General features: G+C 52.3%; 16 protein-coding genes. 4 read left to right on the plus strand and 12 right to left on the minus strand.

The window, feature by feature from the left end:
- The 5 genes from WCI03_10835 to WCI03_10855 form a co-directional block, all read right to left on the minus strand.
- The coding region (locus WCI03_10835; GenBank protein MEI8140349.1) for a hypothetical protein at positions 1 to 180 on the minus strand (180 nt) is incomplete at its 3' end.
- Entirely contained in the window at positions 155 to 313 is a 159-nt protein-coding gene (locus WCI03_10840; GenBank protein ID MEI8140350.1) for a type II toxin-antitoxin system RelE/ParE family toxin, read from the minus strand. The genes WCI03_10835 and WCI03_10840, both read right to left, overlap by 26 nt.
- Positions 314 to 448: 135 nt before the next feature.
- The gene (locus tag WCI03_10845; GenBank protein ID MEI8140351.1) at positions 449 to 760 is read right to left on the minus strand and encodes a type II toxin-antitoxin system RelE/ParE family toxin; all 312 of its coding nucleotides are present in this window, start codon (positions 758 to 760) and stop codon (positions 449 to 451) included.
- Positions 748 to 1005, minus strand: coding sequence for a type II toxin-antitoxin system Phd/YefM family antitoxin (locus tag WCI03_10850; protein ID MEI8140352.1), 258 nt, complete (start codon positions 1003 to 1005; stop codon positions 748 to 750). The genes WCI03_10845 and WCI03_10850 overlap by 13 nt, the downstream gene beginning before the upstream one ends.
- On the minus strand, positions 1002 to 1280 hold the full coding sequence (locus WCI03_10855) for a hypothetical protein (protein MEI8140353.1): 279 nt from the start codon (positions 1278 to 1280) through the stop codon (positions 1002 to 1004). The genes WCI03_10850 and WCI03_10855 overlap by 4 nt, the downstream gene beginning before the upstream one ends.
- Positions 1281 to 1361: 81 nt before the next feature.
- On the opposite strand from WCI03_10855, the gene WCI03_10860 reads away from it, so the two are divergent.
- The 3 genes from WCI03_10860 to WCI03_10870 are packed head-to-tail and all read left to right on the plus strand — an operon-like array spanning position 1362 to position 6714.
- Positions 1362 to 3902: a glycogen/starch/alpha-glucan phosphorylase gene (locus WCI03_10860; protein ID MEI8140354.1), complete on the plus strand. Its 2541-nt coding sequence runs from the start codon at positions 1362 to 1364 to the stop codon at positions 3900 to 3902.
- Positions 3903 to 3946: 44 nt separating this feature from the next.
- Positions 3947 to 5425: a TIGR03790 family protein gene (locus WCI03_10865; protein MEI8140355.1), complete on the plus strand. Its 1479-nt coding sequence runs from the start codon at positions 3947 to 3949 to the stop codon at positions 5423 to 5425.
- Positions 5422 to 6714 carry an HAD-IIIA family hydrolase gene (locus tag WCI03_10870; GenBank protein ID MEI8140356.1) on the plus strand — a complete coding sequence of 431 codons (1293 nt, stop codon included), beginning with the start codon at positions 5422 to 5424 and terminating at the stop codon, positions 6712 to 6714. The genes WCI03_10865 and WCI03_10870 overlap by 4 nt, the downstream gene beginning before the upstream one ends.
- 54 nt (positions 6715 to 6768) lie before the next feature.
- Here the strand turns inward: WCI03_10870 and WCI03_10875 are convergent, their stop codons facing one another.
- The 7 genes from WCI03_10875 to WCI03_10905 form a co-directional block, all read right to left on the minus strand.
- Positions 6769 to 7707 (minus strand): hypothetical protein, encoded by a 939-nt coding sequence (locus WCI03_10875; GenBank protein ID MEI8140357.1) that lies wholly within the window; start codon positions 7705 to 7707, stop codon positions 6769 to 6771.
- Positions 7708 to 7720: 13 nt separating this feature from the next.
- Positions 7721 to 9460 carry an amidohydrolase family protein gene (locus WCI03_10880; GenBank protein ID MEI8140358.1) on the minus strand — a complete coding sequence of 580 codons (1740 nt, stop codon included), beginning with the start codon at positions 9458 to 9460 and terminating at the stop codon, positions 7721 to 7723.
- A gap of 131 nt (positions 9461 to 9591) precedes the next feature.
- Positions 9592 to 11277, minus strand: coding sequence for a CBASS cGAMP-activated phospholipase (locus WCI03_10885; GenBank protein ID MEI8140359.1), 1686 nt, complete (start codon positions 11275 to 11277; stop codon positions 9592 to 9594).
- A 59-nt stretch (positions 11278 to 11336) separates the two neighbouring features.
- Positions 11337 to 11945 (minus strand): TIR domain-containing protein, encoded by a 609-nt coding sequence (locus tag WCI03_10890; GenBank protein ID MEI8140360.1) that lies wholly within the window; start codon positions 11943 to 11945, stop codon positions 11337 to 11339.
- Positions 11946 to 12147: 202 nt separating this feature from the next.
- Positions 12148 to 15198: a DEAD/DEAH box helicase family protein gene (locus tag WCI03_10895; GenBank protein ID MEI8140361.1), complete on the minus strand. Its 3051-nt coding sequence runs from the start codon at positions 15196 to 15198 to the stop codon at positions 12148 to 12150.
- Between the two features lie 7 nt (positions 15199 to 15205).
- Positions 15206 to 18016, minus strand: a complete 2811-nt coding sequence (locus WCI03_10900) for a site-specific DNA-methyltransferase (GenBank protein MEI8140362.1) — start codon at positions 18014 to 18016, stop codon at positions 15206 to 15208.
- Positions 18009 to 18422 (minus strand): helix-turn-helix transcriptional regulator, encoded by a 414-nt coding sequence (locus WCI03_10905; GenBank protein MEI8140363.1) that lies wholly within the window; start codon positions 18420 to 18422, stop codon positions 18009 to 18011. The genes WCI03_10900 and WCI03_10905 overlap by 8 nt, the downstream gene beginning before the upstream one ends.
- 181 nt (positions 18423 to 18603) lie before the next feature.
- Here WCI03_10905 and WCI03_10910 point away from each other — a divergent pair, with 181 nt between their 5' ends.
- Positions 18604 to 20184, plus strand: coding sequence for a thiamine pyrophosphate-dependent enzyme (locus WCI03_10910; GenBank protein ID MEI8140364.1), 1581 nt, complete (start codon positions 18604 to 18606; stop codon positions 20182 to 20184).
- The last annotated feature ends 7 nt before the right edge of the window (positions 20185 to 20191 follow it).

A 20191-nucleotide genomic window follows, 5' to 3' on the forward strand; every position in this document is an offset into this window, starting at 1 on the left:
CCCTTTTTCTGGTAAAATAATAACAGTTAGAATCGGCATAATCATCATTATTCTTATGCGCCCGCTGCCTTTGCGGCTAGGTAGAGGCTGGTTCGCAATGCCACCAATTGCACCAAGGAACCCGACCACAAAGACAGTATTTGGCTTGGCCGAATTATCGGCATGCATCTTTTCGATCATCGATGGTCAGTATGACAACAATCCTTTCTGCCTCATCCACAGAATAGAAGATTCGATACGGGCCTGTTCGGTATCGCCATGTGGCGGGAGTATATCCCTGTAGCTTGCGAATGTTGGGCCCGAAATACGGCATCGTCAAGTCGTAACGTCACTGTTTTAGACATCCTCGCCTCCTGTTCTTCTTCTGATTTATGGATGAGGCTGGATAAGTTCAGGTGGCCCTACCGTAACGAGAAGCCTAGCCGGAATTGTGTGGTTGGCATCATGATTATCCTTTTCCCCGTTCATCCAGTAGGAAACGATCGAGCTGCTGCTCTTCACGCATCGCGTGAACAATAAAAACAGTTTCCCCATCGAACCGGTAAAAGATCCGGCAAGGTGACACCAAAATCGCTCGATAGGGCGTGCCTGGCAATTCCTCAGGCTTCTTTCCGGAATGAGGAAATCGTTCAAGTCGGCCTACGTTTTCAATTACCTTTTTCACCAAGCGGCTTGCCGCAATCGGGTTATCCATCGCAATGTAGCCGACAAGGTCGTCAAGGTCGTCCAAGGCAGGTTCAGTCCATATCAGGTGAGCCACTTTGAGAGCCTCCGCTTGGCGTCATCATGGGACACCGTGCGTTTCTCCAGGATCGCGCGCTCGCCGCGCGCGATGCCTTCGAGGATCTTCATCCGGCTCTGCATCAACTCAAACATTGTCACATCAACAAGATATGCCGATGGATTGCCGTGCTCAGTAATCAAAACAGGGGTGCCCGAGTCATGCAAATCAGCAAGAATTCTGGTAGCTTGTCGCTTTAACGTAGTCACAAGTTCTGTTTTCATAATGTGATACTATAGTGATACATTCTGTCACGCAAGATCATTATCAATCCTTTTAAGCCAACGTTAGCCTTCACTTTCGGCGCGTAAGCGACGTAACCGATGCGATGTTTGCGGACTTCTTGAACAATAGGGAGGAGACTCAGGCTCCAACTCCCGTGGCGTAGTCCGCACCGGAGCCGATCCCCCAGCCGGAACATGAAACGGACGCCAATATCCCTGCGCCATAAATTCCAGAGGGCGAAGCCTGCCTGAGCCGCGCGATTGCTGGGTGCCATAAAGGGCTATTTGCCATCTTTCCCTCTTTCCGCTACACTCCATATTTTTACTACTGAGACTATTTGGAAGTGGGGTAAATTATGGCTAAAACCGAAACAAATATGAAAAAGACTCGAAAATCCTCCGCCTCGAATCCGGGCGCGGTTCAATCGGATGATTTGAGACAATATCGGACCCTCGACACCGTCGAGGCCATCAAACTGAGTTTTGAGAACCATTTGCGATATACTCTGGCCCGCGACCAGTATTCTGCGACCGACCGGGATCGTTACATCGCACTTGCCATGGCTGTCCGTGATCGCCTGATCGGGCGCTGGATGCAAACAAACCAGACCTACGTCTCGCGTAACGTCAAACGCGTGTACTATCTATCGTTGGAATACCTGATCGGGCGCGCCATGGGAAACAATGTGATCAACCTCGGTCTCGACGAGATGGTCACGAAAGCCATGGCCGAACTGGGTCTTGACTGGAACTATCTGCGTGATCTGGAACGTGACGCGGCCCTCGGCAACGGCGGTCTCGGCCGTCTTGCCGCCTGCTTCATCGACTCCCTGGCCACTCTCGAACTCCCAGGCTACGGCTATGGTATCCGCTACGATTACGGTATTTTCCGTCAGGCGCTGCGCAATGGCAATCAGGTCGAGGAGCCGGACAACTGGTTGCGTGACGGAACCCCCTGGGATATCGAGCGACCGGAATACCAGTACCCCGTCCACTTCGGGGGTGAAGTCAAAGATGAACGCGACGACCAGGGCCGACAGGTCTGCCGCTGGGTGAATCACGACACCATTATCGGCCTGCCTTACGATTTCCCCGTTGCAGGCTACGGCAACAACACGGTGAACAACCTGCGTCTCTGGACCGCCCGGGCGTCTGAAGAGTTCGATCTTTCGTTCTTCAACAACGGCGATTACATCCGTGCCTATGAGCAGAAGATCCTGCGCGAAAACATCACCAAGATCCTCTATCCAAATGACCGCATCGAACAGGGCCGCGAGCTCCGCTTCAAGCAGCAGTATTTCTTCGTATCCTGCTCGATCCAGGATATCCTGCGCCGCTTCCGGGTCAACAACACCGATTGGCGTGTGTTACCCGACAAGGTCGCCATCCAGCTCAATGACACCCATCCCGCCATGGGCATCTCTGAAATGATGCGCCTGCTTATCGATGTCAACGGACTGGACTGGGATCTGGCCTGGGATCTGACCACACGTGTGTTCGGGTATACCAACCACACCATCATGCCCGAGGCGCTCGAAAAATGGCCCACCCGCCTGTTCGAGGATCTGCTGCCCCGGCATTTGACCATTATCTACGAAATCAACCGACGTTTCCTGCGTCAGGTCATGAATAAATTCCCGAACGACCATGAGAGGCTGAACCGTATGTCACTCATTGAAGAAGGCTATGAAAAACAGGTCCGCATGGCCAACCTCGCCGTCGTCGGCAGCCATAAGGTTAACGGTGTCGCGGCCCTGCATTCCGAATTGTTGAAGGAAACCCTGTTCAAGGATTTCTTTGAACTTTGGCCGCAGAAGTTCACCAATATGACCAACGGCATTACCCAGCGCCGTTGGCTGCTCAAGAGTAATCCCGCCCTGGCCTCCCTGATCACGAAGAAAATCGGGGACGGCTGGATCAAGGATCTCTATCAGCTCAAGAAACTGGAACGTTACACCAAGGACGCCGAATTCAAGGCGGAACTTCGCCGGATCAAGCACGACAACAAGGTTCGCCTTGCCGACTACATCCGCGTTGCACATGGAGTGGAGATTGACCCGAACTCGCTCTTCGATGTTCAGGTCAAGCGTATGCATGAGTACAAGCGGCAACTGCTCAACTGCCTGCACATCATCCACCGCTATACGGAAATCAAAAAAGATCCCGACAAGTTTGTCCTGCCCCGAACCTTTATCTTCGGCGGCAAAGCGGCGCCGGGTTATGCAATGGCCAAACTGATCATCAAGCTCATCAACGATCTCTCTGCCGTGGTCAATACTGACCCCGACGTGCGGGGCCGCATGAAAGTAGTCTTCCTGGCCGATTACCGCGTCTCGCTTGCCGAGCGCATTATCCCGGCCAGCGACCTGAGCGAGCAGATCAGTACCGCCGGCACCGAGGCCAGCGGCACGGGGAATATGAAATTTGCGCTGAACGGAGCCTTGACCATCGGCACCCTGGATGGGGCCAATATCGAGATCCGCGAGGAAGTCGGCGCCGAGAATTTCTTCCTGTTCGGAAAAACCGTTCAAGAGGTCGAAGCACTCCGCAAAGCTGGCTATAACCCCTGGGAGTACTACAACAATGATGAATCTATCCGGACAATCGTTGATTGCCTGTCGGGTGACTTCATCAACCTGGAACAGCCGGGCTTGTACCACTCCATCCGGGAAGCGCTGCTGGAACACGGCGACCACTACATGCATCTGGCGGACTTCCAGTCCTATATCCAGGCGCAGCAGCTGGTGGACGAAACCTATCAGGACGAAGACAAGTGGACCCGGATGGTGCTGATGAATATTGCCAATATGGGCAAATTTAGTTCCGACCGCACCATCATGGAATACTCGAAGGAGGTTTGGAATATCAAACCCTGCCCCATTGAGTTGCCTAAGTGAAAATAGCGGGCAGTCAACAGTAGGCAGTTTGCAGCAATCAGTGAATGAAGAGAGCGAAAGGGACACCTGTGGCATACAGCAGTCAGATGGCAAGGTTTCTGCCAACTCCCCACGGTCGACTGCTTACTGCCCTCTGCCCTCTGCCCTCTGCCCTCTGCCTACTGCTTACTACCCTCTGCCTACTGCCCCCTTCTGTCTCGGCGCTCGGCCCGCATGAAGTCCTGCTTCTGGCAAACCGCAAATCCCCGCGATCCATGGAGATCGCCAGGGACTATGCGGCTATGCGCCATATTCCTGAAGAGAACCTTGTGGCACTCGATCTCCCGTCCAACCCGGCACTCGAGATGTCACCGGCCGAGTTCAACGCAAAAATATGGAATCCCGCCTGTCAGATTGTGCGCGAGCGCGGGCTGGACGATCATATACTCGCCTGGGTCTATTCCGTAGATTTCCCCCTCCGTATTACCGCTACCCCCGCCCTCTCCATTCAGGGGATCACCTTCCTGAAAGGAAAAATGCCACAGAAAGAACAAGTCGAACGAGGCACTTATGCCTCCCCGATTTTTGCCGGGCCAGAAACCCCGCGTATCTCTGGATTCCCCGCCCAGTCCCTGGATGTTCAAAACACCTGGCTCGGAAAGGATATGCCGATACCAAGTATGATGCTTGGCTATATCGGACCCAACGGCAATACCCGCGAAGAAATCATGGCCTGCCTCAAGACCGGCGTACAGTCCGACCGGACAAGACCCGAGGGCACCATCCTGATATTGACCAATAGTGACATTCGAACCCTGTGCCGGGCATGGGAATTCGAACCTGCCATCCGCGAATTGAATACGAAAGAGATCACCGCCGTCATGGCTCCTATCCCCCCAACAAATAAGGAAGCCCCGCTGCCACTATCCGGGGTTATGGCTGGCGCGGCTGAACTTCCGGAAATCGCCAAAGGCCAGTTCCGGTTTCTTCCGGGAGCGATCGCGGAGCACCTGACCAGTTTCGGTGCGGCATTTGACAGTAATGGGCAGACTAAAATCAGCGAGTGGATACGGGCGGGCGCAACGGCTTCCGCCGGGACCGTCACAGAGCCCATGTCCATCTGGATGAAGTTCCCTCATGCCCGGGTCTTTTCACATCAGGTAGCAGGCTGCACGATGCTTGAAAGCCTGATCCAGTCCATTCGCTGCCCCCTGCAAATCCTGCTTATGGGAGACCCCCTTGCAAACCCGTGGGCTCCGCGCTCAACCATGTCCATTCAAGGTCTTCAAGAAGCAGGCCTTTCAGAAAACACGACTGTCACCGCGAAAATTGAATCCCGCAATGGCGACGTCTTCAATCGATTCATGTTCCTCCTCGACGGCAAAACGCTTCAGGCACTCGGCAAATCTCCTGTGGCCACGCTCGACCCCGCTACCATGACTTCCGGACGCCATAAATTACGAGTTGTCGCCTATAGGACAGGTTCGGTACGTTCACAAATATTCGTTGAGTCAACATTTTCAATAGTCCCTCAGACACCATGAAAAAATGCATTTTTTTTGATCGCGATGGGATTGTGAATCAGTCCCCAGGCCCCGGCTATGTCGAGCGATGGGAGGATTTCCACATCCTGCCCGAGTTTGTCGACATCCTCCGTATTGTCACAGAACTTGGCTATGTCGCCATCATCATCACCAATCAGCGCGGAGTCGCCCGCGGCATCATGACCCTCGCCACACTGGAGGACATGCATCAGCGGCTACGTGCCACGCTCAAGGAACAATATGGTTTTGAACTGCTGGACATCTTCACCTGCACTCACAACCGCGAGGATAACTGTGACTGCCGCAAACCCAAGCCGGGAATGCTTCTGGCAGCGGCCCAAAAACACTCCATTGACCTCAGCCGATCCTGGATGATTGGGGATTCTCCCAAAGACGCCGAAGCCGGACGTGCCGCCGGTTGCCACACGATCCTCGTTAATCCCACCGCCCCACCGGATCTAGCCAATTTGACGTTTGGCTCAATGGCGGAATTGAGGCAGGATCTCAGGAAGGTTCTGCAGGATTCAGAACTCAGGACTCAGGACATGCCCACTGCCAACTGCTACCTGCCTACTGCACTTACGGCTATTCTCTTTGATATTGATGGCACGCTCCTCGACATGCGGGGGGTAGGCGTGAAATCCTTTGTTCGCTCCCTGAAAACAATTTTTGACATTGAGGACGACCTATCCAGAATCAGTTTTGCGGGCAGCACGGATCTGGATGTGCTTCGTCAGGTCATGGAGCATCATAAGCGAACGATCACTGCCGCTGATTTCGACCGGTTTCATGCGCAGCTTCCCATCGAACTGGAGACTGCCGTGCATCAGGCCGAGCTGACCTTATTCCCTGGCGTCAAGGCTCTTCTGGAAGCCCTCTCTGCCGCACCCGGCGTCATTCTGGGATTGGTCACAGGCAATGTTGAATCCTGTGCCTGGATCAAGCTGCGGCAATTCGACCTCCATCACCATTTTGTACTAGGGGCCTTTGGGAATGAACACGCAGACCGGAACGAGATTGCCCGCCTGGCCATGAAACGTGTGGAGGCACGGCTCAGGCCCGGCCAAACCATCCAAGCCCGTTTTCTGATTGGCGACACCCCAAACGATATTGCAGCGGCGCATGCCATCGATGCGGTCTCAATCGCCGTCGCCACCGGTAAGTTCACCGTGGAGGCTCTGCAAAAAGCCGGCGCCATGGTAGTGCTTCCTGATCTATCCGATACGAACTGGATTGTGGAATTAGTTTACAGTAACCGAACCATCCGACATCGTGCGCAACCCTATTAATGCGGGTTGCGCAACCATTTTTCCGCTTACGTTTTTGAGGCTACGTTCGTCATGTCATCGCCTTAAAACAGATTTTCCGTCCCACATCAGATAGAGGTATACTGTGTCATTCTTAGTCGTGGCAGGGGCGATGACGCCGGATTCGTAGCCGACAAATACTGACGCCGCAGTCAGCACACCGCCTTTTCGATCACCGATCAAATCCGCCAACTGGGTTTCTAATTCGACTTTCCACCCCGTCGAACGGTCGAAGCCAGAGTTTCCCCAGGCCTGTTCCGGAGAAAGCTCCTCAGTATGCCAGAGGCCGAAGTTGACAAAAAACCGATCAAGGCTATCGCCCGGCATCCATGTCCCGAGATTGGATCGCCAGAGCGCAGCAATGCTCCAACGCACAAAATTATCATCTTCACTAAGTCCAAGGTTCTGTCGTTCTTCGCTCGTGAATCGCTGTGCCTGATCGATGCTGGCCGTCAGATCAGGTAATGCGCTCATTAGGCCCTCTGCATTCATGTAATTCTCGAACCGGGCTTCCAGCCCCACCAGGGCCAATGACTCTGAGAATCGCTGATTGGACTCCACAGCCGCCCGGAGCCCCAGGTCGACAACGGGGGCGGTCACTGAAACACTTTCATCCAGAATATCATTGTCGGGAAAACACTGAAGGCGATGCATGGCCGCCAGACTACCCCCAGCCTTGATAGGCGTAGAGTTGGCACCACTGTCCGTTTGCACTTGGCCGGATGAGGCAAGCGAACCCTTCCAGCGCCGCCCTTGATGATAGCAGCTCTGGTCCCAGATGAATGCACCTCCGAGATTCAGGGGACCGCCTTCATCCTTAATCATCTTCAGGCCAACTTTAGACTTATCCCAGGAAAACCAGTCCTCTTTGTCGTCCACAGGAGCCTTCGGCGAAAGCATGTCGGCTGACGATGAAGTGGCGCCCCAAATCACTACAAACAAAATAAGCAGTCCTAGTCGAATGATACGGCTCATTGTTTCTCCTTTTTCAATCAGGGATCACTAAAGAACACAAGGCGACCCCCAACTTACCGATACAGTTATTAGGATCCTTTGCCCAATGCCGAACTTCGTCTTCCACAGGCGTCCAATCCAAGTCGGGGTGTTTGAGTTTAACGCCCGCCTTCGCCATCCGTGCCGAGACTTCAAGGGCGAAGGCGTTGCCAGCCGGCGCGAATCCATGAGCTGTTGCAAAATGAATTCCTTTGTAGTCCGCCAAAGTGACCATCCAATCTGCATCCTTCTTTAGGTCAGTGCGATAAATAGGAGCCAACAATCCACGCAGATACTTGGCCAATACCTGCTGCGATCGATTGCATGCAGGATTCCACAGAGGAGGATCCCCTCCAAGTTTGTCGGACATCTGTTTGTATATCTCGGGCTGCATGAGAATTCCGCCGGCCTTGGACCAATCAGACTTCAGAGGTTGAGCCAGAAAGCTTAGGTATCTCTGGATATTGGCCTTGAACTTATCCAATCCCAAGAACACCTGCGGATTGTCCTCGGCAATGACCCGAAATTGATCAGCCCCTAGCTGTTTTCGATAGTACTGCTCATAGTTGATGTCACGGCAGCGCTGTCTCACCATGAAGAAATCGGTTCCCCAAAGTATGGCAGAACGCATCTCGGGATCGGCGATGAATGTTTTTAGTTTAGGTAAATAGGCCGCTGCATTGGGAGCCTTGCTCATGGGCAGGGTGTTGAAGGAAATGTCCGTGAATACGCGACCGGGGTAGTACAGGATCAACTGGTGGATCACCTCAGTCCAGTTGTCGTAATTCAGGTCTGGCGCAATATGAGTGGCAACAAATTCATCGCCACCAAAATGAGCAAAACAGACTTTGAGCGATTTGTGTTTCTTCAAAATCGGATCCCACAACCGCGGATGGGTGAATGCCTCATCCCCGTCACCACGCTTAAAGCCTGTCCGATTACAGTGCAGCAGCACAGGCAGGTCATTATCGTTGCAATATTCTAAAACATCAGCAACCGAGGCAAGATCGTACCCCAACGAAGGATACAGCTTTACCCCCACAAACCCCATGGTCTCCACAGCTTTTTTCACATAGTCGAATGCTGTATCATGGTTTCCCGTACCCTTGCGGTGTCCGCTGGCCTTTACAAATGGCAGCACACGACCTGGATATCGCAGTATCTGCCTAGAAGTCGAATCTAGTTGCTTTGGGAAGAGCGAAAGGTCCCGTTTTAACGGTTTGGTCCCGATAATATCCATCATCAGCGGTACCAGCGCGTCGCCACGGCGAAGTTGGCCCAATATTTCATCGGTCACCTGATCTATGTTTGGCAACAGGGCTATACGCAGGAAATCGAGAAAATCCCCCAGCGTCTCCGCTGCCGTGTCGCTCTCCGCGTCCGGATCCAGCAATGCATCGATGATGTCAAAAGCAGCGCGGATGCTCTTATAGTCAGCGTTGTCGTGGATTGAATCAGAAAGCCTGCTGACCAACTGCGAAGCGTGCGTATCTTTTAAACCCGCCTTGACCAATAACTTGCGGAGCACTGGATTCGTGGCGACAGAATCTCCAAATACGACCGCCAGCAGATCTGGATCGCCCGACTCATCCAATCTTTCCAACACGGCATCCAGCCCACCGATGACAAGTTCTCCGAATTGGCTTCCTTTCGCACGCTGCCCCATGATGCGTACTGCCTCCTGGGTCAAAATTGACTTGAAGTTAAAAATATGCGCGTGGATATTGAATTTCATCTTCGTCCCCCGTTGATTTATAGTTCACAGATTGCACAAGGACCAATCGATAATTGACAGAGTTTTTTGGGCAACTATTCACAGAAACCCTGATGAAATATTTGAATGAATTTTAAGATTTCTCTCCTGTTTCAAAATCTTTCCCATGGAGTAATAGCAACACCGTTCAGAAATCGAGACTTCACTTGACCGAGTACAACCGGGTCCAAAGCAGCCCGGTTACCAAGATCAGCCAACTCGCCAATTTCCTTTGGTCCGTCTAGGCTGTAACTTTTCGGTGATGTCATTACATTGACCCGAAGGAATCGTGGTTCGCCAGCCAGCAATCGCGCATGGCGAAGACTCGATTCTTCTTGAGCGTTCATGAAGAGCTTGAGGAGCTTTCTGCTCCACCGAAAGATACCTGCTCGCGTCTGTTTTCTGACGGTGAATGGTTCCTCAGTTGTTCCAACGCTTAAGACATCAATCCGGTCCATCGGAATGCGAAGGTAGCAAACGGCTTCAACAATCGCTGCCATCGCTGGGCAATTAGCCCAAACTCCGCCATCGAAATAGCTGCTCTCCGAAACCATATTGGCAATTTTCGCAGCGGAAAAGAATGTGGGCGCCGCTGCCGTGGCCAGCGCAACATCAGCAGCTTCGGTATAGGCGTCCGCAGTCAGATCCGGGTGATGAGGCGTACGAAATAGGTGCGAAGCTCCAGCAACTGCATGATAACTCGGAATTAACAGCCTACACTGAGAACTCCCGAAAAGAACCGCAGGCTTCCCACCATACAAAGCAGCCTTGAGTTCACGTAATAAGATTTCTTGTGAAAATTTAGGAAAAAAGAGATGACGAAAAGTGTGACGGATACTACTCCGGAAGCTGGTAACAGGAAAAATCACCGAGCCGCGCTCTTGATAAAACTCCAACATCTGTTTTCCAGAGAGACCCAGCCCCAAACCAATGGCCAGGATTCCACCGGTCGAAGTCCCTGCAATCAGATCAAAATGATCAACTGCTCGCAGTTTGGTCTGAGCCTCCCAAGCTGCCAGAGCAGCGGCCGTAAATGCACCTTTAAGCCCACCCCCATCTAGCGCAAGAATTCTGAATGATACCCCGTCAGAACTTCGACCTCTAACCAGCGGCAAGCGTTCAAGTTGATCACATACCGTCTGTACGAGCGCCCCAACGTTTTCCTCTGTTGCGAGTTTTCGATTTGAAATCTCATCAAAGCCGTTCTTAAGTTGCTGCAAAAGATGAGGATATTTTGCCACAAATTCTCTGGCTGCACCCCCCAATCCAGCCAACAGAAAACACGGAATTCCTCTATCAAGCGCGAGGCCAACTTCCAAAGGAACACCAGCTTGTCCAGCCACTTCCTGCCACCATTTACCGCCTACAACAACTATGACATCGCAGCGAGCGGCCATCCATTTCCTCAATATATCCAGGCTATCATTTCGAGCATTGGTCCCAGAGGCTTCAGAGGTCTCATAGACCATACAACTTTTCCGCCAGTCTTCTATCGACGCATTCTTGCTATCTTTCGACCAATAACGCGATACCGCTAATGCGAGACAATCCTTCTTACCTCCATTCCGTTGATAATTTTTCGCTTCTTCCAATAGGACTGGAGTGAACGAGGGGTGACTTCCGTGCAAGATATGCCCGCCCATTCGAAACACTTGGGAAGCGAAATTACGCACAAACGCGAGCATTTCCGATCTCTCGGTCTCCGAAGAAACTGAAACTTCGGGCAAAGACCCTGACAGCCAAATGCGGGCACCAGCCAATGATGCATTTTGGAGCGTAGGTATAATATATGGAGCCATGCGCACTTACTCCTCTCCAACTTCGATTATTAAGCACCTACAGGCTAGCGTAATCGAAATTACCGCCCAGCGTGCTTAGCGGCATTCTCTATCCACTGGCCAATTTTCAGGTGATCAATGCTTGGATTGTAGTCGTAGACCGCAAATAGTTCGGATAATTTTAGTGCGCTTTTACTGCCCAGTTGATACGGAACATCAGTTTCAGCAACGGAAGGGACCTCACTAAACGGCACCCACTTACCAGCTTTCCATTCTATCCAACTCAGTCGGCCATCGTTACGCCTAATACCAAGCTGATCAAATGGATTTGCACCGCTTCGTTCGTAACCAATAAGACCTTTTTTAACGCTTTGAGCGCACTTGACTTGGTCGAGTTTCACCCCAAGCAGTCCCTTGCCTTGCTGAACACTACGCATGATTTCATAGCGAACCCATGGGCGTGCAAAAGTTTGAGCCCCAACACAAACACAAGTCACAGACGTACCTTCGAGCTTGCTTGTTAAAAAACGCTTCAAGTTATCGGGACTTTCGATCTGCGCTTTTTCAAAGGCAGATTTGTCGAAAAATCCAGATTCAACGCGATCTTGAGTGACCCAAGCATTTTTAATGACTTGAGCGCGCATAACGTCATTGACGTAGTGGAAACTAAAAAATGTATGACGAGCCATAGATATGTGGGTTTGTTGTTAAGAACTTCGCAGGAAAACGATATTGAGCGGTACGGACACTTGCCCGTTGAGACCACCAGGGGAAAACACTTCCTCAATGAGGAAGTTGCACCATCATATTCAGAAAAGCAAGCATGGTGTTGAATTATACCCTGCGGGCAACGGAGTTCGAGTCAAAAGGAAGAAAAACACAAACAGCTTTTTACACTTTTACAGAAGCCATACCCTTGACCGCAGCCGAGAAAAGATCCCGCGCGTTATCATGCCAGAAACGATTATAACTTCCCGCTGGGCACTTATTGCGATCTGACGTGAACAAGGACAGGCGGACGGTGACAGTAAGATTGTCGAAGGAAAACACACGGGGCGCCTCTTTGCCATTTTCAAACTGGCGGCAGTAGCCGTCAACTTTGCGTTCCCAGTCGATCTGCTCCATGCCTTTGGGATCCACAAAATGAATGACGTAGTCCTTCCCAGACTGACCCCAGAAGATGAAGTCAGGAATAAACCGGGCCTCGCGATTCTGTTTGGGATCGTAGTAGGGGATGAAGGGATCATCCAGGTATTGATCCAACTTGCTAAACATCCACCAGTCCAGTTTCTTCAAAACACAGTCGGATTTTTTGACGTAGTCGCGCAGAACCCCGAGAAAACGGACTTCACTTTCGGTGTCAATGATATGCTTAAGGTAGTCGAGACGCTTTCCATTGGAATAAATCGTCGGCAGGTAGTAATGATTTGCCAAATATTCCAAGGTCAGATCCTGATTGTAGGTCTCATGACCGGTCAGTCCCTCAGTCTCCATAATCCGGGTTGCTTCAATTAACCCAAGCTCCATCTGCCCAACCTTACTGGTCAATTCGGCCACACGCCCCTTGGCTTCCTTGGTTTGCGAATTAATGACCTTGTTGACCCGGTTCTGGATTTCCTCGGCATGCACTTTATCCACCGCCATCTGCCGGAAGTGAACAATATCGTCCGGTTCCAGCTCCCGTATCCGCTCAACCTCACGCATCCGCAGCCCAAAATAGTCCATCACCCGCCCAACCATAACTTCCATATTGCGATAACTGCGGGCACTCTGCTTGGCGAAATATTTATCGGAATCCTTGTTGCAATCCCGGAAATGCTTTACCACACTGGGCGAACCGCCATGCGCCAATAGCAAAACCCGGTCATCTTCGACGGCGGCATCGTATTTTGACACCAAATCGAAGTCTTTTGAGGCAATCTCAAATTTTGACGGCACCCGCTCGTCTATCAGCGGCTTGCTTTGATCCCGGTATTCGGGCACCAGCAGCAGACGTTTCCCAACCTCTGGATTCAGTTCCAATCGCAGGAAGTCCTGGACGAGTGGCTTCTCTTTCTTGAGTTCTTCAAGGACGACATTCAGGGCGTCCCTATTGGTCCCGAGCACATATAGAGTCTCAGGCGCTTCGGCTTTTTCGCGAAGACGTCGAAACATCGCCTTGTCATCAAATTCATCATGAAGTTCTTCAAGCCGCTTCCGCGCCCCACCCCAGGACTGGATACGCACGCCTCGCCCCACAGACTGGATAATGAACTTCCGGGCATCATCGCCTGTCCCAATGTTGACAAAGTTGATGACGTTAGGACGATTCGAATCCCAGCCTTCATAAAAACTGCGGGAGCCCATAAGGATGTTGATGGACGAATCCGCCTGGTTCAGTTGCGTAAAGAAACTTTCATCCTCCAGGGTTTCAATTGCATCGAAGCCCGTCAAACTCTCCTTAAGCCACTTTGTGATATCGCCGATTTTAATCAGAGCGAACGGCCTTGCCGAAGTTTTGAGTTTGAAGGCAATTTCCCGGATGTTCCCCGGCCGCACCAGTACTTCAATCTCCCCGGCCTTTCCCGATTCGCTGTTGTAAACATCACGCCAGATATCAGCAGGCCGAATATCCATAATGTCAGCCTGTGCCACACGGAGCGTGCGGCGGTCTTCGTACAGGAATGGAGGCTCGGATGCCAATTCCTCCCACAATTCATCGCGCGCCGCATTCCACATAGGAGTGGGCACTTCCCCCCTGCCAATCGCAATCAGTTGTTGGAAATACAGTTTCAGATCGGCATCTTCCGTATTCACGGAATTCACCAGGGCAAGGAGCAACGGGTGATGATAGAGCCCAGGAACACCCGACTCCGCCCGGAGTTCCCGCACTTTGCGGGCGGTACATGCGATCAGCATCATGCTCTTGAGAACGACTTTTCGCTTTTCGTCATCCGTATAATCGCCACCCGCGCGCCGTTTGAAGGCGGTAAGTTCCTGTTTCAGGATGGCGATATGCTTGCCATACCCACGTGAAATGAACTCGGCCAGATTAAAATTATGGACCGTCGTCGTCAGATCAAGCGTATCCGTGAAGGTGGCGGAAAAATTGAACAGGAACCCGGCTCGGGTCATGATGGTGTAAATATATTTCCGTTTAGAGTCCTCGGCCACACCTTTGTGGGCCTCATCGAGCAGGACATACCACCGGCCGCCATTGTCATAATTGCGGAAGTCTACAATACGTTCCTTATGCTCATCGCTCAAGTTATCCGAGCGGTAATAGAACACTCGCAGAGTGGAATCACGACCGAGGAGACCGCCCGGCGCCTCACGCTTGGCCTCCGGGTATTCCCTGAGTTCGCACAGTTCGATATGGATGGGGGCATCCGGCGCGTGGTTGTATTCGTTAATCGCGTTCTGGAATTGGACCAGCAGGTCTTCCCGGTGGGTCAGCATCAGAACATCACAAACCGGGATCTCCTGCCGCCGCATGAGTAAATGCAGGATTTCAAGGAGTTTGACCAGAACGAGGGTCTTGCCACTCCCGGTAGCCATCCAGAACCCCACCCGGTTACACAGGCGCTCAAAGTCCAGTTGCGGATTATTTTCATCGAGGGCAAAGAAATCATCAACCAATTCCTGAAGCGGGCGTTTCGCCCGGACCAGCGAGAGGTTGAGGGAATTTCGTTCCTTTGCCGAAAGCAGCATGCCGTCGGCATACCATTCGGTCAGTTTCCGCTTTCGCACGACATCTGCGGAGACATCCTCACCGGGGATGAAATCCTCAAACTCTTCGTAGAATTTGAACAGGACGGAAAGGGCCAGCCTCAATGCCAGTTGCTGGTAGTCCCACAGGCTTTTATCGGGTGAGAAACGGCCAAGGGCGAACGTACTCCAGTTCGCCGGCAGCGTCTCAAACGGCACTTTGGATGCCAGATGTTCTAGGGATTTTAACGGCATACGTTACTCACACCACGGGGCCCCAGAAAATGAGCGGTTTTAACAGACGCCAGTCCGGCTTGATAAGGCTCTGGCGCGTTCCATCAGCAAACTCAACCTCATCCGCAGTGATGCGCTTAATCCACTTTCCCGTCACGCAGGACAGGGTTTCAGCCAGGTCAATATCCGGGTAGAGCCGATCCAGGTGGACGTCAACCGCATCTTTCTTATAATCCAATTCAATCGCCCTCGCCATTTTCGAGTCCCTGAAGAAAACGTACTGGCTATAGGGATCGGTCTTGGTGTTGCGGAAGAGGTCACCGTCATCGCCATCATACACGGAGTTGGCGATCGCCTCCTCGTATTGTTCGAGATGGCAGACTTTACAGAAAAGACCGGGGCCGCCCAATTTGATTGGCTTTCCACCTTTCCAATTGGTTGCTGCGAATACCCGTTTGATTCTCGGCAATAGGGTTGTATCAAAATATTCCGCAGTTTCGACGAGGAGAAACCGGCGCCTGATTCTATCGGTTTGATAGGCTTCTAAAATGGCGTGGCCTGTAGTACCTGATCCGGCGAAAAAATCGCCTACCCACTCGTTTTCATCCGCCGTTTGAAGAATAAACCGAGAAATCAGGGTCGTCGGCTTTGGATTCGAAAACGTGTTCGTGGATCCAACAAGTTCTGTTAGTTGCTTCTCACCGTCAGTGTAGTCCATGACAACAGACTTGGCGACCAGCGTGTCTACTTCATGTAGAAATTTTTTAACCTGTGGAACCTTTGATTCACTTTCGCCCCAGACAATCCTGCCATCAGAAGCCATGGCTTCAAAATTACCCCTATCCGGCTGTTTCGGATCCGGCTTTTCTGGCATTCCCCAGCCACGCTTGGGGCATTTACTCGGCTTTTGGCTTTTAGGGTGCAGTGGTGTATAGAATCGGTAATTTGTATCATTCGGGTCACGTGTAGTGTGGGCTTGTTTTCCGGCAGGCATAGAGGGATTATCTTCACGCCAGATCCATATTGCCGCCTTCTTGGTGCGAGCCTGTTGCTCTTTTACAAATCTACCATTCGAGTCTCGATATTCTGCATGCGAGTAGTTGTAAAGACCTTTCCAAGAGTCAAGGGTTCGATCATATTCGATTCCCTGCTCCTCCAATTCGGCACGGAATTCTGCACGATGGGTCTCAAATAGTTCAGCGATCTTGGCTTCAATCAGATCGATGGGAGGATAGTCGGAATTAAGTTTTTCAGTGAGCTCAGTCATCTCGATATAACCCGGCTTGGGTTCGCGGAACATACGCACATCCGCCGCAGCCTTTGGCAGATCCTTCGCATAGACTTCAACGTACTCGTGGTTGGTTGAGTACGTCGGAGACTGATTTTTCGTAGTGTTCTGGACCCAGATGATTTCTTCGACCCGGTTCTCTCGGCCAAAGACATCGTCCAAGGCAAATTCCAGATGTCTCCGCTCCTTGTCGTCAATGCTTGAGAATAGAACCCCTTTGGGGGCTAGCATTGGGTAACAGGCGGCAAGACGATCCTGGAGCATAGTGATCCATGAGGCATGACGGAATGTATCCCGGTACTGGAATCCATCACTCCCCGTGTTGTAAGGTGGATCGATATAGAACATTTTGATACGTCCGCGGAACTTATCCCGGAATGTATTCAGTGCCTGGCAATTCTCGCTCTTAATAAGGCGGCCGTCGATTGAGGCATCAAGGTCATCAAATAAACCCAGCAGACGAAGTTCCAGCGACTTGAAATGGAGGGTATCGAGCGGCAAAGAGCGCCAGGCATCCACGAGCTTGCGCTCCTTACCCTTACCCTCGAGAATAACACCGGCTTTGAAGTCGGCGGTGACGATGGAGAGTTCCTGCCACTCCGTCACCTGGGCCACCATGCCTTTGTGTTTAAGCAAATCGGCCAACAGGTCAAGTCCGCCCTCGCGCGCGGCAATCCGGTCAAGGGTGATGACGTAGTGTGAGCCCCGGACAAATTTCGGCTTGTTCCAGATCCGCACCAGTTCATCCTCAAATTGAGCGATGAAATCGATCAACCTGAATGCAAGCTCCTTGAGGGACTGGAGTTGACGTATACGGGCTTGCGACCATGGCGTGTTATCTTTAAACAGGTACTGGTACATCCAGAGATCAAACTGCTCACGCAGAAAGCCGCGTGCATCTTTGTTGATGAAATAATCCACCTCGCTCTGACGTCCGAAAACCGACATCGCTTTTTCAAGGACGGATTCCTTAACGGGATGCCCGGCTTTCTTCAGGGTTTTTAGAATTTCGTCATCCTTGGTCTGGCGTCCACGTTCGGAGTGGGTGACGGCAAGACGAACCGCGCCGTCTTTCTCCACCCCCTGGAACGCAAAGACGAGTTCGCGCTTCTCGTTGGCCTTCTTGTGCTCCAGGCCCGTGCAGTCAAAGAAAAAGACCTGATCCTCAACCGTGACCTTCATGTCGCGAAAAATACGGTCCGTCTTCACGTAGTAAAGCATGTGGGTCTTCCAGAACAGGACGGTGTCCTGCTCGTCAGTATAGACCTTCTCGTAAACGCTCATGTGTTGGGGCGTGTAGGCGAAACAGATGGAGCCCGAGCGGCTGAAGTAGCGACTGAAGAAAGCGTGCAGTTTGTCGAAAAGTTCTTCCCGGAAGTCAGGAAAGGTGGTGATGGCCGCGTCGACATCCGCCATCAGGGCCGGCTCGACGATCTGATGGAAATAGGCGGCCTTGATACGCATGAGGTTGATATAGCCAGACTGGCCATCAACCTTCGCGCCGATAAACAGGTCACGGAGAGCATCAAGGAATCGTTTCTCTTTAGTCATGGGAACCTCGAGAGGGAGTGGACGTTGGATATTGTGTAGAGGGGGAGGCGTGTTTCACCGGTTTCGCGGCTTCAAGGGGCATCATGTAAGCAGGTGCCGATTCACGAATCATGGCCGCGGCTTTGGCAGCGGCAGGGTTACTGTTATTCTCCTGCCAGAACCGGGCAGTGATTCGTTTGGCTTCCACGTCATCAAGGGGGACCCCGAAAAATGTGGCAAGCGCCTTGGCCTGCGCCTCCGTAGGCAATCGTTGCCCCAGCTCGATCTTGCTCAGAAGCGTGGAGTCCATCTCCGCAGCAGCGGCAACTGCGCGCAAAGGAAGCGCCTTCGCCTGGCGGAGTTCACGAAGCCAAGTACCAAGTGATTCGGGCAGGGCTCCGGCATTTGACTCATTGTGTCTAGACATAAATTGGCTTCTACCATTCACAAGGATCAAGATCAAGGGAAAAAATTAAATTATTATGATCATACACGCTCTACGAAGCTCGTGAATATGTCTTTTTATTATTCCCGCCAAAACGACTTTTGTGCGTGACCCGATTTGAGAGTTTTGAGATGCTTCGCCGGTCTTAAAAAAGGTTATCACTATGGCTGAACGACAACTTCTCAGCGGTAATGAGGCGGTTGCCTTGGGAGCACTCCATGCGGGTTGCGCCCGGGGAACTGGATATCCCGGCACCCCCTCAACCGAAATTCTTGAAAATTATGATGCCATCGGCGGTCAAGCCGAGTGGGCCCCCAATGAAAAAGTGGCCGCCGAAGTCGCACTGGGAGTCGCTTTCGCCGGTGCCCGCGCCATGGTAACCATGAAGCATGTTGGCCTTAACGTGGCCTCTGACGTCCTGTTCACCGCCGCCTATAGCGGCGTCCAAGGCGCCCTCGTATTCGTGGTCGCGGATGATCCCGGCCTCGCCTCCAGTCAAGACGAGCAGGATACACGCCGTTACGGAATAGCGGCGGGTGTCCCAGTCATTGAGCCCGCCAATTCCCAGGAATCCTATGACTTCATCCGGCTTGCATTCACCGTCTCGGCCCGCTGGAAAACCCCAGTCATTCTGCGTATGACCACACGGGTCTCCCATACCACGTCTATCGTCCGGACTTCGGATTCCATTGAATCACCTGCCACCCCACATTTCGTGCGTGATATTCCCGGCCGGGTCATGATTCCGGGTCATGCCAGGATCAAGCACAAAGCCCTTCGCGCCAAACTTGCAGAAATTCAGGAGTGGTGCGAAACCGAGGGACCTAACACCCTGCTCCCGGGAAAATCAGGTATCGGCATTGTGTCCGCCAGCGTGGCCAGTGTACATGCCAGGGAGGCCTGTCCGGAAGCCGCAGTTCTCAAGCTCGGGATGACCTATCCACTACCGATTAAAATGATTTTGAATTTCCTCAAGGACAAAACCCAGCGCTTTGTTATCGAGGAAAATGACCCGGTTCTTGTTGAGCAGATCCGGGCCGCAGGCGGCGATGTGCCCTGGAACCCGGAAGCCTACCGGATGGGCGAATTGACCGTGGACCGCGTGCGTCGAATTCTGAAAGGGGATGCCACTCCCGAACCTCCGCCCCCCAAAGCGCGCCCTCCACGACTTTGTAATGCCTGCCCGCACGGGTACGTTTTTGAGGTTCTCAAAAAACATGACTGCATCGTATCGGGTGATATCGGATGCTACACTCTTGCCGCCCTGCCGCCACTCTCGGCCATGGATTCCCAAATCTGTATGGGTGCCAGTATCGGTATCGGTCTGGGGCTACGACATGTGTTGCCTGAAGTGGAAGCGCGCCGGGTCGTAAGCGTCATTGGCGATAGCACGTTCATGCACAGCGGACTTACGGGCGTGGCGGAGATGGTATTCAACCCGCCCCCCACCGGCCATGTACTCATCGTGCTGGATAACCTTACCACAGCCATGACCGGCCAGCAGGAACATCCCGCGACGGGGCGACGACTGGATCACACACCCACCACACGAATCATGATCGAGGATGTGGTCAAAGCCATGGGAATCAAGAACGTCACCGTTCTGGACCCGGTTCGTCAAACCGCAGAACTCGAAGACACATTGATCAAGGCGTTGAAATCCAACGAATTGACCGTCATCGTCGGCCGTCAACCCTGTCTCTTGGCAGCTGGCCGCATCCGCTCCTATGAGCAGAAAGCATAAAAGGAAC

The organism is bacterium (genome assembly GCA_037143175.1).
In the GTDB taxonomy this organism is placed as follows: Bacteria; Verrucomicrobiota; Kiritimatiellia; order CAIKKV01; family CAITUY01; genus JAABPW01.

What these genes read in the sequence shown, in the direction of transcription:
- WCI03_10875 (MEI8140357.1), bottom strand. Translation starts at nt 7,707, where the DNA reads ATGAGCCGTATCATTCGACTAGGACTGCTTATTTTGTTTGTAGTGATT.
- WCI03_10905 (MEI8140363.1), bottom strand. Translation starts at nt 18,422, where the DNA reads ATGTCTAGACACAATGAGTCAAATGCCGGAGCCCTGCCCGAATCACTT.
- WCI03_10895 (MEI8140361.1), bottom strand. Translation starts at nt 15,198, where the DNA reads ATGCCGTTAAAATCCCTAGAACATCTGGCATCCAAAGTGCCGTTTGAG.
- WCI03_10840 (MEI8140350.1), bottom strand. Translation starts at nt 313, where the DNA reads ATGCCGTATTTCGGGCCCAACATTCGCAAGCTACAGGGATATACTCCC.
- WCI03_10860 (MEI8140354.1), top strand. Translation starts at nt 1,362, where the DNA reads ATGGCTAAAACCGAAACAAATATGAAAAAGACTCGAAAATCCTCCGCC.
- WCI03_10880 (MEI8140358.1), bottom strand. Translation starts at nt 9,460, where the DNA reads ATGAAATTCAATATCCACGCGCATATTTTTAACTTCAAGTCAATTTTG.
- WCI03_10870 (MEI8140356.1), top strand. Translation starts at nt 5,422, where the DNA reads ATGAAAAAATGCATTTTTTTTGATCGCGATGGGATTGTGAATCAGTCC.
- WCI03_10910 (MEI8140364.1), top strand. Translation starts at nt 18,604, where the DNA reads ATGGCTGAACGACAACTTCTCAGCGGTAATGAGGCGGTTGCCTTGGGA.
- WCI03_10850 (MEI8140352.1), bottom strand. Translation starts at nt 1,005, where the DNA reads ATGAAAACAGAACTTGTGACTACGTTAAAGCGACAAGCTACCAGAATT.
- WCI03_10855 (MEI8140353.1), bottom strand. Translation starts at nt 1,280, where the DNA reads ATGGCACCCAGCAATCGCGCGGCTCAGGCAGGCTTCGCCCTCTGGAAT.
- WCI03_10885 (MEI8140359.1), bottom strand. Translation starts at nt 11,277, where the DNA reads ATGGCTCCATATATTATACCTACGCTCCAAAATGCATCATTGGCTGGT.
- WCI03_10900 (MEI8140362.1), bottom strand. Translation starts at nt 18,016, where the DNA reads ATGACTAAAGAGAAACGATTCCTTGATGCTCTCCGTGACCTGTTTATC.
- WCI03_10865 (MEI8140355.1), top strand. Translation starts at nt 3,947, where the DNA reads ATGAAGAGAGCGAAAGGGACACCTGTGGCATACAGCAGTCAGATGGCA.
- WCI03_10890 (MEI8140360.1), bottom strand. Translation starts at nt 11,945, where the DNA reads ATGGCTCGTCATACATTTTTTAGTTTCCACTACGTCAATGACGTTATG.